Source organism: Streptomyces sp. IBSNAI002 (assembly GCF_052244475.1).
Classification (GTDB): Bacteria; Actinomycetota; Actinomycetes; order Streptomycetales; family Streptomycetaceae; genus Streptomyces.
In genome coordinates this window covers 6,385,699-6,399,196 of record NZ_JBQPXG010000002.1, presented here as the reverse complement: position 1 = coordinate 6,399,196, position 13,498 = coordinate 6,385,699, and the positions used below count along the sequence as shown (strand labels likewise).

Below are 13,498 nucleotides of genomic sequence, written 5' to 3'. Positions count from 1 at the left end.
AAGAGGTCCCACTGGTGACCGCCCGTGTGTAGCTTGGGCCACGGTCTGAGACCCTGTTTAACCAGAGCATGCAATGAGGCTGGACACCAGCGAGCCGCTGACAGCCGGAAGGACGGCCGTGCACATCGTCATCATGGGTTGCGGAAGAGTGGGTTCCGCCCTCGCGCAGACCCTGGAACAGCAGGGGCATACGGTCGCCGTCGTCGACCAGGACCCCACAGCATTCCGCCGGCTGGGGGCCGGATTCGGCGGCCGCCGCGTCACCGGGGTCGGCTTCGACCAGGACACCCTGAGGGAGGCCGGGATCGAGGACGCGGGGGCGTTCGCCGCCGTCAGCAGTGGTGACAATTCCAACATCATCGCCGCCCGCGTGGCCCGGGAGATGTTCGGAGTCGAGAACGTCGCCGCCCGCATCTACGACCCCAAGCGCGCCGAGGTCTACCAGCGCCTCGGCATCCCCACCGTGGCCACCGTCCGGTGGACCGCCGACCAGATGCTGCGCCGGCTGCTGCCCTCGGGCTCCGAGCCGCTGTGGCGCGACCCGAGCGGCGGTGTGCAGCTCGCCGAGGTGCACGCCGCGGACGCCTGGATCGGGCACAAGGTCAGCAAGCTCCAGGAGGAGACCGGCGTCCGCGTCGCCTTCCTCACCCGCCTGGGCGAAGCGATGCTGCCCACGTCGGCGACCGTCCTCCAGGAGGGCGACCTCGTCCACGTGATGATGCGCACGGACGAGATCGAAAAGGTCGAGGCGGCCTTCGCCGACGGGCCCGAGGAGGCACACGCATGAGGGTCGCGATCGCCGGGGCAGGCGCGGTGGGACGTTCCATCGCGGGCGAGCTGCTGGAGAACGGGCACGAGGTGCTCCTCGTCGACAAGGCGCCCACCGCGATCTCCGTGGAGCGGGTGCCGCAGGCCGAATGGCTGCTGGCCGACGCCTGCGAGATCACCTCGCTGGACGAGGCGGCGCTGCAGCGCTGCAACGTGGTCATCGCGGCGACCGGCGACGACAAGGTCAACCTCGTCGTCTCGCTGCTCGCCAAGACCGAGTACGGGGTCCCGCGCGTGGTGGCCCGCGTCAACAACCCGAAGAACGAGTGGCTCTTCAACGAGTCCTGGGGCGTCGACGTCGCGGTGTCCACGCCGCGCCTGATGTCGGCCCTGGTCGAGGAGGCCGTCAGCGTCGGCGATCTGGTGCGGCTGCTGCGCTTCAGCCACGGCGACGCCAACCTGGTCGAGCTGACCCTGCCCTCCGACTCCTCGGTCGCGGGCACCCAGATCAGCGACATCACCTGGCCCGAGGACACCTCGCTGGTCACGATCATCCGGGGCAACCGGGTGCTCACTCCGCACGCGGAGGAGACCCTGGAGCCGGGCGACGAGCTCCTGTTCGTGGCCGCGCAGGCCCGGGAGGAGCAGCTGGAGGACCTGCTGCAGGCCCGCCGGTAGCCCTGCGGGCGGCACGCGCGCACGGCGAAGGGGGCGGGGCGACCTGGTGGTCGCCCCGCCCCCTTCGTGCTGCCCGGGCTCCGCCGCCGCCGGGCTACGTGCGGTTTTCGCGGGCCGCGGTTTCGGCGGCCTCCTTGGCTTCCCATTCCGCGATCACGTCGATCGGCGGCGGGGCCTTGGCCAGGAAGAGCCAGGTGAAGTACACCGCGAGGACCATCGGCGGGAGCTTCAGGGCGATCAGTACCCAGCCCAGCTGCGTCGCGTCGCCCCACCAGTACAGCGGGAAGAGGATCGCGTACTTGGCCAGGAAGATGATGCCCCAGGCCAGGCTGGCCTTGACGTACGCCTTCTTTCGGCCGGGGTTGCGGGTGCGCCAGGACAGGTTCTCCTTGAACACCGGCCCCAGGATCACGCCCAGCAGCGGGAAGCCCACCAGCGCCGAGACCGTGAAGGCCACGCCCAGTCCGGCGCCGTAGATCATGCCCGGCAGGTAGAAGCCCTTCGCGCTGCCCGTGAACAGGGCGAAGGCCACGCCCACGCCCACGCCGAAGACCCCGCTGAAGGCGTGCTTCACCGTGTCCTTGCGCAGCAGCCGCACGATCACCAGCAGCACGGCGACCGCGCCCGCCGCGATCGCGGAGAGCTTCACGTCCCGGTTGATCGTGTAGATCATGACGAACAGCAGCCCCGGGAGCATCGTCTCCACGGTGCCGCGGATGCCGCCGAAGGCGTCGAACAGCGCCGCCTGCGTCACCGCGCTCTGGTCATCGGCGGGAGCCCCGGCGCCGCCGGGTTCCGGGGTGGTCGGTTTGTCGAGTGACGTCACCGGTTCAGTGCTCCTGTCCGAGCGGTCGGAGTTCGTACTTCGGGTTGAAGAGCACCCGACGGCCGTGGGTCATGGAGATCCGGCCCGAGGCGATCATGCGCCGGCCGGGCTCGATTCCCACGATCGAGCGACGCCCGAGCCACACCACGTCCAGCGCGGCCGAGCCGTCGAAGAGCTCCGCCTCGAGGGCGGGGACGCCGGCCCGCGGCCGCAGGGTGACCGTGCGCAGGGTGCCGGTCACCTTGACTATCTGCCGGTCGTGGCAGTCGCAGATCCGCGTGCACCCCGCGGCTTCTGCGTCCTCCTGCAGCTCCGCCGAATGCAGCTCCTCCTGGGAGGTGGACAGCCGCTCAATCATCCGGCGGAACCGGCCCACCGGCCTGGCCGGCTTCGCGGGCTTCTCGGGACGCGGTTCAGCACTCATAACAGGAAGCGTACCGGCGTGCCCACTACCTCTCGAAGCGGTATCCCATGCCCGGTTCGGTGATGAAGTGCCGGGGGTGCGAGGGGTCCGCCTCCAGTTTGCGCCGCAGCTGCGCCATGTAGACCCGCAGGTAGTTCGTCTCCGTGCCGTACGAGGGCCCCCAGACCTCCTGCAGCAGCTGCTTCTGGCTGACCAGCTTGCCGCCGTTGCGGACGAGGACCTCCAGCAGGTGCCACTCGGTGGGCGTGAGCCGTACGTCGCGGCCCTCGCGCACGGCCTTCTTCGCGGCCAGGTCCACGGTGAAGCCCTCGGTCTCCACGACCACCTCGTCCTCGCCGGAGCCGGCGGACGGCTCCGCCCGGCGGACGGCGGCGCGCAGCCGGGCCAGCAGCTCGTCCATGCCGAAGGGCTTGGTGACGTAGTCGTCGGCGCCCGCGTCCAGGGCCGCGACCTTCTCGTCGGAGGTGTGGCGGGCGGAGAGCACCAGGATCGGCACCCGGGTCCAGCCGCGCAGGCCCTTGATCACCTCGATGCCGTCCATGTCGGGCAGGCCGAGGTCCAGGACGACCACGTCGGGGTGGCGGGCCGCGGCGAGCTCCAGGGCGGTCGCTCCGTCGGCGGCCGCGTCGACCTCGTACTTGCGCGCCTTCAGGTTGATCACGAGGGCTCGGACGATCTGCGGCTCGTCTTCCACCACGAGCACCCGGGTCATTGAGGTCCTGCCTTCTGTCGTATCAGCTGATCACGGTCGTGATCACGGTCCACTGTGTGCGCCCCGTCCCGCGCCACCGCGCGCAGGGTCAGCACCATGGTCAGCCCGCCGCCGGGGGTGTCCTCGGCGGCGAGGGTGCCGCCCATCGCCTCGGTGAAGCCGCGGGCCACGGCGAGCCCGAGGCCCACCCCGGCCCCGCGAGGCGCGTCCCCGTGCCGCTGGAAGGGGGCGAAGATCCTGTCCTTGGCCTCGTCGGGCACTCCGGGGCCCCGGTCGACGACCCGCACCTCGACCCGGTCGCCGAGGAAGCTGGCCGCCACCAGTACCCGCTGCCCCGGCGGGCTGTACTTGACGGCGTTCTCCACGACGTTGGCCATGGTCCGCTCCAGCAGCCCGGGGTCCACGGCCACCATGGGCAGCGTCTCGGGCACGTCGAGCAGCACGCTGTCCTCCGGTACGCCGCCCAGCGCCATCGGGATCACCTCGTCGAGGTCGATCTCCCGGATCAGCGGGGTGACGGTGCCGGTCTGGAGCCTGGACATGTCCAGCAGGTTGCCCACGAGGTGGTCGAGCCGGTCGGCGCCGTGCTCGATGCCTTCGAGGAGCTCGGCCCGGTCCTCGTCCGACCAGTCCACGTCGTCGGAGCGCAGGGAGGTCACCGAGGCCTTGATGGAGGCCAGCGGCGTCCGCAGGTCGTGGCTGACGGCGGCCAGCAGTGCGGTCCGGATCCGGTTGCCCTCGGCCAGCCGTCGGGCCTCCTCGGCCTCCCCGACCAGCCGCTGCCGGTCCAGGACCACGGCCGCCTGGGCGGCGAAGGCGCCGAGCACGCGGCGGTCCTCCGCGGGCAGCACCCGCCCCGACAGCGCCAGCGCCATGTGGTCGCCGATCGGCATGTCGACGTCGGCGTCCTCGGGCCGGTCCACGGGGTCGGGGCCGACGCTGCCGGCCCGCCGCCACGGCTCGACCTCGCCTTCGCGCTCCAGCAGGGCCACGGACTCCATGGCGAAGGTCTCGCGCACCCGGACCAGCAGCGCGTCCAGGCTGGTCTCGCCGCGCAGCACGCTGCCGGCCAGGAAGGAGAGGATCTCGGACTCGGCGCGCAGCCGCGCCGCCTGGTGCGTGCGCCGGGCCGCCAGGTCCACCACGGAGGCCACGGAGACGGCGACCCCGAAGAAGACGGTGATGGCGACGATGTTCTTCGGGTCGGAGACCGTGAACCGGTGCAGGGGCGGGGCGAAGAAGTAGTTCAGCAGCAGCGATCCGACGGCGGCGGAGGCCAGGGCGGGCCAGAGGCCGCCCAGCAGCGCGGCGGCCACCGTCAGCGCCAGGAACAGCAGCATGTCGTTGGCGAGTCCGAGGTCCGCGTCGATGTGCGTGAGCAGCAGGCAGAGCAGTACGGGCAGGAGCACGCCCACCACCCAGCCCGCCACGATCCTCGGCCGCCCCAGCCGGGCAGCCGAGCGGACCACGGGAAGGCCGCGTCCCCTGGCCACCGCCTCGTGCGTGACGATGTGGACGTCGAGGTCGGGCCCGCAGTCGCGGGCGACGGTGGCGCCGACGCCGGGGCCGAGGACGTACTGCCAGGCCTTGCGGCGGCTGGAGCCGAGCACGATCTGGGTGGCGTTGACCCCGCGGGCGAAGGCGAGGAGGGCGTCGGGGACGTTGTCGCCGATCACATGGTGAAACGTTCCGCCCAGGTCTTCGACCAGCGTCCGCTGGACGGCGAGTTCCTTCGGCGAGGCCGCGGTCAGCCCGTCGCTGCGGGCGATGTAGACGGCGAGGATCTCGCTGCCCGAGCCCTTGGCCGCGATCCGGGAGGCCCGCCGGATCAGGGTGCGGCCCTCCGGCCCGCCGGTGAGCCCGACGACGATCCGCTCCCGCGCCTGCCAGGTGGAACGGATGCCGTGCTCACCGCGGTACTGCTGGAGGTACTCGTCGGCCCGGTCGGCCACCCACAGCAGCGCGAGCTCGCGCAGGGCGGTCAGGTTGCCGGGGCGGAAGTAGTTGGACAGGGCCGCGTCGACCTTGTCCGGCTTGTAGATGTTGCCGTGCGCCATCCGCCGCCGCAGCGCCTGCGGGGACATGTCGACGAGCTCGATCTGGTCGGCGCGGCGCACCACGTCGTCCGGCACGGTCTCGCGCTGCCGGACCCCGGTGATCGACTCCACCACGTCCCCGAGGGACTCCAGGTGCTGGATGTTGACGGTCGACACCACGTCGATGCCGGCCCGCAGCAGCTCCTCCACGTCCTGCCAGCGCTTGGCATTGCGCGAGCCGGGCACGTTCGTGTGCGCGAGCTCGTCCACGAGCGCCATGGCGGGCCGCCGGGCGAGGACGGCGTCCACGTCCATCTCGGTGAAGGCAGCCCCGCGGTAGGTCAGCTCCTTGCGCGCCACCTGTTCCAGGCCGTGCAGCATGACTTCCGTACGCGGCCGCCCGTGGTGCTCGACGAAACCGACCACGCAGTCGGCGCCCCGCTCCACCCTGCGGTGGCCCTCGGAGAGCATCGCGTAGGTCTTGCCCACACCGGGTGCCGCGCCGAGATAGATCCTGAGCTTGCCGCGTCCCATGCGCCCATTCTCGGGGACGCCCGCACCGTGCACGCACCGATGGGGGCCCGGACGCGCATCCCTGACGGATCCCTGACGCGGCCTGCGGGCGCGCGAAGGCCGGTGGGCCCCACCGGAACGGCAGGTCCCACCGGCCCGGAGCGGAAAGTGCCCCCGAGGGGCCGTGACCTGGTGGGTCAGCGGACCTCGGTGATCTCCGGACCGCGCTCCAGCTGTCCCATGCCACCGCCGAAGCGGGAGCCTTCCTGGTCCTCCGCCTGCACGCCGTCCGGCACCATCTGGGCGTCGTTGGGCAGCTTCAGGACGATCGGGTCGCGGGGAGCCATCGGGCCGTCACCGCGGACCACGACGGTGTCGCGGAAGATCTGCTCGAGGACACCCGCCGACTCGGGCCGCACCGCGCCCTGGCCGGAGATGACACCGCGCAGGAACCAGCGCGGACCGTCGACGCCGACGAAGCGGACCAGCTGCGCGCCCGTCTGCCCGTCCGGCAGCGGTACGGGAACCTGTGCGCGCAGCTCCCAGCCCAGCGAACCCTCGACCTCGTCGATGATGCCGCCCTGCTGGGTGATGCCCGCGGCGATCTCCTCGCGGACCTCGCCCCAGATGCCTTCCTTGCGCGGTGCGGCGAAGGCCTGGAGCTGTACGGCGCTGTCGCCCAGGACGACGGTCGCGGCGACGATCGCGTCACCGGCGACCTCGACCCGCAGCTCCATGCCCTCGACGCCGGGCACGAAGATGCCGCCCAGGTCCACCCGGCCGTCGGCCGGGTCGCCGAGCACCTCGGAGACGTCCCAGGGGCCGTCGGGCCGCGGGGCGGGGGGCAGGTTCACGCGGCGCGGCTGGTCCGCGTCGAGCTCCTCGGCGCCGTCCTGCTCGCCGGCGTCCAGGCCGGACACACGGCCATCGACCTGCTCGGCCGCGCCGCCGTCCTTGGCGGAGTCGTTCTTCTTGCGACGTCCGAACACGTCACTGTCCTTCCCGGTCGGTTACGACCGAAGCGTAGCCATTCCCACCCTGCTGACCAGCGCCGGATCCGGCCACGGCCGGATGGCCGCCGGTGGAGCCGAAACCCCCCTCGGCCCGGGCCGAGCCGGGAAGTTCCGCCACCTCGTGGAAGCGCACCTTCTCGACCCGCTGGACAACCAGCTGGGCAATGCGGTCGAAACGCTCGAACCGGACGCTCTCGCGAGGGTCGAGATTGACCACGATCACCTTGATCTCCCCACGGTACCCGGCATCCACCGTCCCGGGGGCATTCACGAGCGCGAGCCCGCAGCGGGCGGCCAGGCCGGACCGCGGGTGCACGAAGGCCGCGTACCCGTCGGGCAGGGCGATGGACACCCCGGTGGGGAGTACGGTCCGCTCGCCGGGCTCCAGCTCGGCGGCCTGCGTGGTCACCAGATCGCAGCCGGCGTCACCGGGGTGACTGTAGGCGGGGAGGGGCACCTCCGGGTCGACACGGCGGATCAGCACGTCGACGGGGGCATGATCGTTCAGGGACATCAGGGGTTCACCTCGAAGGCGCGGGCGCGCCTGACCTGGTCCGGGTCGGCCATCGCCGCCTGGATCTCCTCGGGCCGACCGTTCTCGATGAAGTGGTCGACCTTCACCTCGATGAACAGCGCGTCGGCGCGCACGGCGACCGGCCCCTCGGGCCCGCCTATCCGGCCGACCGCGCTGCAGTAGATCTTCCGTCCGGCCACCGCGGTGACCTCGGCGTCGAGGTACAGCACGGTGTCCACCGGAACGGGCCGTACGAAATCGGTCTCCAGCCGGCCCGTCACGGCGATGACGCGCAGCAGCCAGTTGAGCGAGCCGAGCGTCTCGTCGAGCGCGGTGGCCAGCACGCCGCCGTGGGCGAGACCTGGGGCACCCTGGTGCGCGGGCTTGACGGTGAACTCGGCGCTGACGCGTACACCCTCACCCGCACGGGCCTCCAGGTGGAGTCCGTGCGGCTGGCCCCCGCCGCAGCCGAAGCAGTGCTCGTAGTGCGCGCCGAGGAGCTCGCCGGGTGCGGGCGCGTCGGGGTGCCGGACCGGCGCGGCGGCATCGGCCGGCGGCGTCAACGCTGTGTTTCGTCCACTCACAGCCGCAGACCTTACCCGCGCGGCTACCCGCCGGTCGCCTCGTGGCAGGCTTGAGCGCATGCAGCTCTCCACCGCGCACCACGACGAACGTCTGACCGCCCCCCGCTCCTGGTGGGGCATCGCCGTACTCAGCGGCCTCGCGTGCGCGCTGATGCTGCTGCCGCTGGGCACGCTGCCGCTGCTGGCCGGTCTGGTCGGGGGCACCGGGCTGGCCGGGCTGCTGGTGAGTTCGTACGGCTCCGCGCGCGTGCGCGTGGTGAACGGCGCCCTGGCGGCGGGGGATGCCCGGATCCCGGTGGCGGCCCTGGGCGACCCCGAGATCCTGGACGCCGAGGAGTCGCGCGCCTGGCGCACCTACAAGGCCGACACCCGCGCCTTCATGCTGATGCGCAGCTACGTGCCGACGGCGGTCCGCGTCGAGGTGACCGACGCGGCGGACCCGACCCCGTACGTGTACGTCTCCACCCGCGAGCCGGAGGCCCTGCGGGCGGCCATCCTCGCGGCGAAGGGCTGATCCCGGCTCCGGTCCCGGCTCCGGTCCGGTCCGGTCTCCTGTTCCGCCCGGCGGTCCGGGGGGTCGGGCCCTCAGGCTCCGGTGCCGTGGCGTCCGGGACCCTCGAGTGCGGCCCTGGTGGCCTCGGGAAGGGGCTGGGAGGGCCGTTCCAGGGGCGGGAGCTGAGGCAGGGCGTCCCAGGCCACGGCGCGGCCGCGCAGGTCCCCACGGACCTTCTCGGCGAGTTTGCGGGTGTCGCGGCGGTTCATGACCGCACCCACCGCGGCGCCGACCATGAACGGCATCAGGTTGGGCAGGTTGCGGAACATCCGCTTCATGATCTGCTGGCGCAGTTCGCGCTTCATCTGGCCGCCGAGGGCCGCGTTCAGCGTCGTGGGCTTGGTGAGGTCGACGCCGCGCTCCTCGGTCCACGAGGTCAGGTACGCGAAGCTGCGCTGCCCCACCGTGCCGGGCGGGCGCAGGCCGTAGACCTCGTGGAGTTCGGCGATGAGCTTCAGTTCGATGGCGGCGACGCCGGTGATCTCCGCGGCCAGCTCCGCCGGCATGGCGGGCGGGACGGGCAGCATGGCCGCCGCTCCGATGCCCGCGCCGACGGTGGAGGTGGCGTTGGCGGCGCCGTGGATCAGCTTGTCGGCAAGCTGATCGGGGCCGAGGCCCGGGAACTGGGCGCGCAGGGTCGCGAGGTCCCGAACCGGAACGCGCGGTGCGTTCTCGATAATTCTGTCGGTGACGTACAGGGCGGCGTCCCTGACACTTTCGCCGCCCTTGCGTACACCGTTCCTGACTGCTCGCAGCCGACGAGCCCCGGACCTCTGCCGGGCCTCCTCGCCGACTCCTGTGGCCGACGGCACCGCCGGGGCGGTGTCGGAGGGCACGATGGCGCTATCCGTGGCGGAGCCGCCGGAGGTTCCAGGACTCGTGACCGGGTCCGTGGTTCCCGCCTGCGCCTCCGCCGGATCACCAGATTTTCGGAAGCGGCGCTTCCGAAACGGTGTCGAGCCAGCCACGGCCGACGCCTCTCAGTCGCAGTCGCGACAGATCGGCTGACCGTTCTTCTCACGTGCCAGCTGGCTGCGGTGGTGCACCAGGAAGCAGCTCATGCAGGTGAACTCGTCGGCCTGCTTCGGCAGGACCCGGACGGCCAGCTCCTCGTTGGAGAGGTCCGCGCCGGGAAGCTCCATGCTCTCGACCGAGTCGAATTCGTCCATGTCCGCGGACGAGGTCGACTTCTCGTTACGCCGGGCCTTCAGCTCTTCAAGGCTGTCGTTGTCGACGTCGTCGTCGGTCTTGCGTGGGGTGTCGTAGTCCGTTGCCATTGTTCGCTCTCCCCCTCTGGGTGTTAGCGGTGTCTCAGCGCACGTAACGCGCGAGAGGCCGGACTTGTGCCCGACCTGAGGCGGAGATTTTGCCTCACATCAAGGTCTGTTACTCAATCGACACCCAGCCGCCTGCCGGAACGGGCAATCGGCTGGGATGACGACCGGGACCGTACACGGTCCGGGGGCCGTCTTGCACAAACGCCACCCCGTGTATTTCCCGCCATCCGGGGGGCCGGAAACCCGGACGTCCCGGGCTTTCCGGCCGCCATGGGGTCACAGAACGCACATGGTCCGACACTCGGACATGTGATCGATCACACAGGACCGGTTGGCTTCATGGTGCAGGTATTCAGCCAAAAGCGAACACGGGGTGGAGGGCTCACATGGGAAGAGTGACACGCATCACGAGTCCACCGCCTTCCCGGGGGATCGCCTGGATCCGTCCGCCGTGTGCGCGGGCCACGGAGCGCGCGATGGAGAGGCCGAGCCCGACACCCTTGTCGCTGCCCGTGCGCTCCGTACGCAGCCGCCTGAAGGGCTCGAAGAGGTTGTCCACCTCGTACGCGGGAACCACGGGACCCGTGTTCGACACCAGCAGGACGGCCTGGCCGTGCTGGGCCTCGGTGGTGACCTCCACCCAGCCGTCCTCCGGCACGTTGTACCGGACGGCGTTCTGCACCAGGTTGAGGGCGATCCGCTCGAGCAGCACGCCGTTGCCCTGGATGACGGCCAGGGCGCGCTCGCCGCGGATCTCCACGCCCTTCGCCTCGGCCTCCCCGCGCACCTGGTCCAGGGCGCGGGAGGCGACCTCGGCCAGGTCCACGGGCTTGCGCTCGACGATCTGGTTCTCGCTGCGGGCCAGCAGCAGCAGGCCCTCGACCAGCTGCTCGCTGCGCTCGTTGGTGGCGAGCAGGGTCTTGCCGAGCTGCTGGAGCTCGAGCGGCGCCCCGGGGTCGGAGAGGTGCACCTCCAGCAGGGTGCGGTTGATCGCGAGCGGGGTCCGCAGCTCGTGCGAGGCGTTCGCGACGAACCTCTGCTGGGCCGTGAAGGCCCGCTCCAGCCGGTCGAGCATCTCGTCGAAGGTGTCGGCGAGCTCCTTGAGCTCGTCGTCCGGCCCGTCCAGCTCGATGCGCCGGGTCAGGTCGGACCCGACCACCCGGCGGGCGGTACGGGTGATCTTGCCCAGCGGCGAGAGCACCCGGCCGGCCATCGCGTAGCCGAAGGCGAAGGCGATGATGCTCAGGCCCAGCAGGGCCATCAGCGAGCGGCTCAGCAGGTCGTCCAGGGCGTGCCGGCGCTGTTCCAGCATGCACTGGCCGATCGCGGCGTTGAACTCGTTGGGCGTCAGCTGGCCCACCACGCCCGGGCAGGTGCTGCTGGTGACCTTCACCTCGCCGCCGACGATCTGGAACGGGGGCGCGTTGCCCTCCCGCAGGGCCTGGGCCGCCAGCAGGTAGATGATCGACAGCAGCAGGATGCCCGCGATCAGGAACATCCCGCCGTACAGCAGCGTGAGGCGTATGCGGATGGTCGGCCGCAGCCAAGGGAAAGGACCCTCGGGCTGGCCGGGGTCCCAGGTCGGTTTCGGTGGCGCGACCGGTGGCGCCGGGTTGGCTGGCACGCCCGTCAGATCCGGTATCCGGAGCCCGGCACGGTGACGATGACCGGGGGCTCGCCCAGCTTGCGGCGCAGGGTCATCACGGTCACCCGCACGACGTTCGTGAAGGGGTCGGTGTTCTCGTCCCAGGCCTTCTCCAGCAGCTGCTCGGCGGAGACCACGGTCCCCTCGCTGCGCATGAGGACCTCCAGCACCGCGAACTCCTTGGGCGCCAGCTGCACCTCCTTGCCCTCACGGAACACCTCGCGCCGGTTCGGGTCCAGCTTGATGCCGGCCCGCTCCAGTACGGGCGGCAGCGCGACCGTGGTGCGCCGCCCCAGGGCGCGCACGCGGGCGGTCAGCTCGGTGAAGGCGAAGGGCTTGGGCAGGTAGTCGTCCGCCCCGAGCTCCAGACCCTCCACGCGGTCGCTGACGTCGCCGGAGGCGGTCAGCATCAGGACGCGCGTGGGCATGCCGAGCTCGACGATCTTCCGGCAGACGTCGTCGCCGTGCACGAGCGGGAGGTCCCGGTCGAGCACGACCACGTCGTAGTCGTTCACGCCGACACGCTCCAGGGCGGCGGCGCCGTCGTACACGACGTCCACGGCCATGGCCTCCCGGCGCAGTCCGGTGGCCACCGCATCGGCGAGCAGCTGCTCGTCCTCGACGACGAGTACGCGCACGTCGATTTCCTTCCTCCGAGCCCAGCAGGGCACATGTGTGTTGCGTCGCCCATCCTGCCCGTTTCGGCCGTAAACCGGCTGTAAGACGCTGCTCGCAGGGTGCAGCCACGGGCGGTTCCGGGCGGAGGTGAGGATTCCCTCGTCTTACGAGGTTTCTGGGCCCAGGGTGCCGGGGAGGACGTGAGCACACCCCATCCACTCCCTGACGGCGGACTGCCACGTGCCGCCGCCGAAGCCACGAAGAGGGGGCGAACCCACCATGGACGCATTCACCGCGGGTCTCCTGCAGCGCATCAGGGCCACGCAGTCGGACCTGAGGCAGGCCCGCGAGGCGGGCGACGACTTCCTCGCGGAAGTGGAACAGGCGGAGCTGGAGGATCTCCAGCGCCTCGCCGCCGAGCACGGCGTTCCGGTCTCCGTGCCCGCCTCCTGACCCGAGTTTCCGCACGGCCCGAACCCCGGCCGCCCTCTCAGGGCGGCCGGGGTTCACTCTTGCGCTGCCGCGGGCCGGTCAGTCGTGCCAGGCTCCCGCCTCGTCCAGCAGCGGCTGGAGCGAGGCGAAGACCGCGGGCGTCGCGGCGAGCGTGAGCTCGCCCGAGGCGGGCTCCCCCGGCCGGCCGCCGGTCAGGGCCCCGGCCTCCCGGGCGATCAGGTCGCCCGCCGCCAGGTCCCAGGGGTTCAGCCCGCGCTCGTAGTACCCGTCGAGCCGTCCGGCGGCCACGTCGCACAGGTCCAGCGCCGCCGACCCGCCCCGCCGGATGTCCCGCACCACCGGGATGATCCGCGCCACGACCTCGGCCTGGTGGGCGCGCCGGGTCTGGACGTACGCGAAGCCGGTCCCGAGCAGGGCCTGGTCCAGCGGGGCCGCGGGCCGGCAGGCGAGGCGCGCCGGGCCCAGCCAGGCCCCGCCGCCCAGCACCGCGCGGTAGGTCTCCCCGCGCATCGGGGCCGCCACGACGCCCACCACGGTCTCGCCCCGGTACTCGGCCGCGATGGACACGCCCCAGCTGGGCAGGCCGTAGAGGTAGTTCACGGTCCCGTCCAGCGGGTCGACGATCCACCGCACCCCGCTCGTGCCGGGGCTGTCCGCGCCCTCCTCGCCCAGCAGGCCGTCGTCGGGCCGGCGCTCGGCGAGGATGCCGGTGATCAGCTTCTCGGCCGCGATGTCCATCTCGGTCACCACGTCGATGGGGCTGCTCTTCGTCGCGGCCACCGCCAGATCGGCCGGCCTGCCGTCGCGCAGCAGGGCCCCGGCCTGCCGGGCGGCGCCCAGGGCCACGTCGAGCAGTTCGGCCTTCAGGTCATCGGAGATCAAGG

16 protein-coding genes are annotated in these 13,498 nt (G+C 71.7%); 4 read left to right on the top strand and 12 right to left on the bottom strand.

From position 1 onward, the window contains the following. The first annotated feature begins 118 nt into the window (after positions 1–118). Both ACTVZO_RS30430 and ACTVZO_RS30425 read left to right on the top strand, forming a co-directional pair. A complete protein-coding gene (locus ACTVZO_RS30430) occupies positions 119–787 on the top strand; it encodes a potassium channel family protein (protein ID WP_443301360.1) in 669 nt (222 codons plus the stop codon). Then, positions 784–1,446, top strand: coding sequence for a potassium channel family protein (locus ACTVZO_RS30425; RefSeq protein ID WP_384219053.1), 663 nt, complete (start codon positions 784–786; stop codon positions 1,444–1,446). The genes ACTVZO_RS30430 and ACTVZO_RS30425 overlap by 4 nt, the downstream gene beginning before the upstream one ends. A gap of 94 nt (positions 1,447–1,540) precedes the next feature. Here the strand turns inward: ACTVZO_RS30425 and ACTVZO_RS30420 are convergent, their stop codons facing one another. The 7 genes from ACTVZO_RS30420 to ACTVZO_RS30390 all read right to left on the bottom strand — a co-directional run bounded on the left by ACTVZO_RS30420 (position 1,541) and on the right by ACTVZO_RS30390 (position 8,068). Next, entirely contained in the window at positions 1,541–2,272 is a 732-nt protein-coding gene (locus ACTVZO_RS30420; protein WP_443301359.1) for a DUF3159 domain-containing protein, read from the bottom strand. Between the two features lie 4 nt (positions 2,273–2,276). Further along, positions 2,277–2,696, bottom strand: a complete 420-nt coding sequence (locus ACTVZO_RS30415; protein ID WP_079154374.1) for an OB-fold nucleic acid binding domain-containing protein — start codon at positions 2,694–2,696, stop codon at positions 2,277–2,279. A 25-nt stretch (positions 2,697–2,721) separates the two neighbouring features. Continuing rightward, entirely contained in the window at positions 2,722–3,408 is a 687-nt protein-coding gene (locus tag ACTVZO_RS30410) for a response regulator (RefSeq protein ID WP_443301358.1), read from the bottom strand. Further along, positions 3,405–5,978 (bottom strand): DUF4118 domain-containing protein, encoded by a 2,574-nt coding sequence (locus tag ACTVZO_RS30405; protein ID WP_443301357.1) that lies wholly within the window; start codon positions 5,976–5,978, stop codon positions 3,405–3,407. The genes ACTVZO_RS30410 and ACTVZO_RS30405 overlap by 4 nt, the downstream gene beginning before the upstream one ends. A 176-nt stretch (positions 5,979–6,154) precedes the next feature. Then, complete coding sequence (locus ACTVZO_RS30400) at positions 6,155–6,946, bottom strand: DUF3710 domain-containing protein (RefSeq protein WP_443301356.1); 792 nt, start codon at positions 6,944–6,946, stop codon at positions 6,155–6,157. 1 nt (position 6,947) lies between these two features. Next, positions 6,948–7,484 (bottom strand): dUTP diphosphatase, encoded by a 537-nt coding sequence (gene dut, locus ACTVZO_RS30395; RefSeq protein WP_384225613.1) that lies wholly within the window; start codon positions 7,482–7,484, stop codon positions 6,948–6,950. Continuing rightward, positions 7,484–8,068, bottom strand: a complete 585-nt coding sequence (locus tag ACTVZO_RS30390; protein ID WP_443301355.1) for a PaaI family thioesterase — start codon at positions 8,066–8,068, stop codon at positions 7,484–7,486. The genes dut and ACTVZO_RS30390 overlap by 1 nt, the downstream gene beginning before the upstream one ends. Before the next feature lie 58 nt (positions 8,069–8,126). On the opposite strand from ACTVZO_RS30390, the gene ACTVZO_RS30385 reads away from it, so the two are divergent. Then, the gene (locus ACTVZO_RS30385) at positions 8,127–8,582 is read left to right on the top strand and encodes a DUF3093 domain-containing protein (protein WP_443301354.1); all 456 of its coding nucleotides are present in this window, start codon (positions 8,127–8,129) and stop codon (positions 8,580–8,582) included. A gap of 71 nt (positions 8,583–8,653) precedes the next feature. Here the strand turns inward: ACTVZO_RS30385 and ACTVZO_RS30380 are convergent, their stop codons facing one another. The 4 genes from ACTVZO_RS30380 to ACTVZO_RS30365 all read right to left on the bottom strand — a co-directional run bounded on the left by ACTVZO_RS30380 (position 8,654) and on the right by ACTVZO_RS30365 (position 12,181). Beyond that, positions 8,654–9,589 (bottom strand): hypothetical protein, encoded by a 936-nt coding sequence (locus tag ACTVZO_RS30380; protein ID WP_443301353.1) that lies wholly within the window; start codon positions 9,587–9,589, stop codon positions 8,654–8,656. A 12-nt stretch (positions 9,590–9,601) separates the two neighbouring features. Then, a complete protein-coding gene (locus ACTVZO_RS30375) occupies positions 9,602–9,898 on the bottom strand; it encodes a DUF4193 domain-containing protein (protein WP_443301352.1) in 297 nt (98 codons plus the stop codon). A 382-nt stretch (positions 9,899–10,280) separates the two neighbouring features. Then, the gene (locus ACTVZO_RS30370; RefSeq protein ID WP_443301351.1) at positions 10,281–11,522 is read right to left on the bottom strand and encodes a sensor histidine kinase; all 1,242 of its coding nucleotides are present in this window, start codon (positions 11,520–11,522) and stop codon (positions 10,281–10,283) included. Positions 11,523–11,527: 5 nt separating this feature from the next. Continuing rightward, positions 11,528–12,181, bottom strand: coding sequence for a response regulator transcription factor (locus tag ACTVZO_RS30365; protein ID WP_030008767.1), 654 nt, complete (start codon positions 12,179–12,181; stop codon positions 11,528–11,530). A gap of 259 nt (positions 12,182–12,440) precedes the next feature. Here ACTVZO_RS30365 and ACTVZO_RS30360 point away from each other — a divergent pair, with 259 nt between their 5' ends. After that, positions 12,441–12,614, top strand: coding sequence for a hypothetical protein (locus ACTVZO_RS30360; protein ID WP_384225627.1), 174 nt, complete (start codon positions 12,441–12,443; stop codon positions 12,612–12,614). Between the two features lie 78 nt (positions 12,615–12,692). Here ACTVZO_RS30360 and ACTVZO_RS30355 read toward each other — a convergent pair whose 3' ends face one another. Next, on the bottom strand, positions 12,693–13,496 hold the full coding sequence (locus ACTVZO_RS30355; RefSeq protein ID WP_443301350.1) for an inositol monophosphatase family protein: 804 nt from the start codon (positions 13,494–13,496) through the stop codon (positions 12,693–12,695). Positions 13,497–13,498: the final 2 nt, after the last annotated feature.

What these genes read in the sequence shown, in the direction of transcription:
- ACTVZO_RS30360 (WP_384225627.1), top strand. Translation starts at nt 12,441, where the DNA reads ATGGACGCATTCACCGCGGGTCTCCTGCAGCGCATCAGGGCCACGCAG.
- ACTVZO_RS30415 (WP_079154374.1), bottom strand. Translation starts at nt 2,696, where the DNA reads ATGAGTGCTGAACCGCGTCCCGAGAAGCCCGCGAAGCCGGCCAGGCCG.
- ACTVZO_RS30385 (WP_443301354.1), top strand. Translation starts at nt 8,127, where the DNA reads ATGCAGCTCTCCACCGCGCACCACGACGAACGTCTGACCGCCCCCCGC.
- ACTVZO_RS30425 (WP_384219053.1), top strand. Translation starts at nt 784, where the DNA reads ATGAGGGTCGCGATCGCCGGGGCAGGCGCGGTGGGACGTTCCATCGCG.
- ACTVZO_RS30405 (WP_443301357.1), bottom strand. Translation starts at nt 5,978, where the DNA reads ATGGGACGCGGCAAGCTCAGGATCTATCTCGGCGCGGCACCCGGTGTG.
- ACTVZO_RS30375 (WP_443301352.1), bottom strand. Translation starts at nt 9,898, where the DNA reads ATGGCAACGGACTACGACACCCCACGCAAGACCGACGACGACGTCGAC.
- dut (WP_384225613.1), bottom strand. Translation starts at nt 7,484, where the DNA reads ATGTCCCTGAACGATCATGCCCCCGTCGACGTGCTGATCCGCCGTGTC.
- ACTVZO_RS30410 (WP_443301358.1), bottom strand. Translation starts at nt 3,408, where the DNA reads ATGACCCGGGTGCTCGTGGTGGAAGACGAGCCGCAGATCGTCCGAGCC.